The organism is Psychrobacter sp. Ps6, assembly GCF_022129235.1.
In the GTDB taxonomy this organism is placed as follows: Bacteria; Pseudomonadota; Gammaproteobacteria; order Pseudomonadales; family Moraxellaceae; genus Psychrobacter.
Map to the genome: position 1 here is coordinate 1 of NZ_JADQAI010000158.1, position 1161 is coordinate 1161.

At 34.1% G+C, this 1161-nt stretch carries 2 protein-coding genes; both read right to left on the reverse strand.

The annotated features are described in order from the left end of the window. Window positions 1-64: 64 nt before the first annotated feature. A complete protein-coding gene (locus tag I3255_RS14545; RefSeq protein WP_151182323.1) occupies window positions 65-802 on the reverse strand; it encodes a hypothetical protein in 738 nt (245 codons plus the stop codon). A gap of 138 nt (window positions 803-940) precedes the next feature. Continuing rightward, on the reverse strand, window positions 941-1161 hold a 221-nt coding region (locus I3255_RS14550), incomplete at its 5' end, for a DsrE family protein (protein ID WP_238039460.1).

Genomic DNA, 1161 nt, shown 5'->3' on the forward strand with positions numbered 1-1161 from the left:
CCTTTATCGTTAATAAAAATCCAAGTGCAGAGATGTACTTGGATTTTTTTGTTTATTGATAACTTTATTTTTGATAGATCAATTCAAATAATTCTTTAGTTACTTCTGTTGGCCTATCAGCGCCTTGGGCTCGAACCCAAACTCGTAAAGTTTCAGAGATCGACTTGGAATTATAATCTTTATCTTCAGCAAATGGAGTCTCTAAATCAAAAGGTATCAAGGCATCGACTAGGCATTCTAAAATATCTGCTTTGGAATTTAGTTTTCCTTCTCTATGATAAGCTTCTGTAAACTCTTTAATTATTGCGGTTTCAACTAAAGCTGATTGGAACCAACTTACTGCATATTTATATCCAATTACCCAGTTTGGCCCATTAACCCATTGGAAAGAATTACTATTTGGGTTAAAACCATATTCTGTAGATTTGGCAATATTATCCGTTGACGCTGCCATACAAGAACTAACAATTAACCCTTTTAGTTTCTTACCTCGTTGGCGGATGAGATCGGAAGTCTTATTTATCGTCGCATTAGCGATACGGCTTCCTCTTTCATTTCCGTGTCCACCAATATAAAGGATTTGAATATCTTCTTTTGTTTCAATAAGATGATTTAAGGCATGTTCTAATGACTTATTATCATAATAGTTACAATGATATATATTCAGTTGTGGTTTATCTGTACCATCATTAACTAATCGTTTAATACCTTCAAAAAAAGGAAGACAACTTGCTTGATCGTGATTATCTTTAAAAGAAAACCAAGGGGCTTCAGCAACAAGTAAGGCTACGTTTTTACTCATATTAAATACTCTAATTTAAGAGACTGATGTCATATAATATTAGGTATGGGTTTATACGTTATTTTATACTTATAATATGTAAGCCTTATCACAAAAGTATTACTTATCAATGTGATATATTTATTAGATAGTCCAGTTTTAAGGCTTAATGTAGATAAATCCTTCCGTTTGCTTTTTAATTAGCTCATAGGCTCCCGCTGGTACAATGGTGACAGCTGTACTTAATTGCTCTTGAGATAGCTGAAACTTATCAAGGGAGTGGTGACAAAGCGCAAAGGTCACTCCTTGATGAGATAGGGCTTCGATTGTGCTTAAATTTGTATTTCCTTCGGCTAAAAATCCTTGCACTGCGTTACCGT

Excerpts from the sequence above, each read along its gene's own strand:
- I3255_RS14545 (WP_151182323.1), bottom strand. The coding sequence starts at position 802 with ATGAGTAAAAACGTAGCCTTACTTGTTGCTGAAGCCCCTTGGTTTTCT.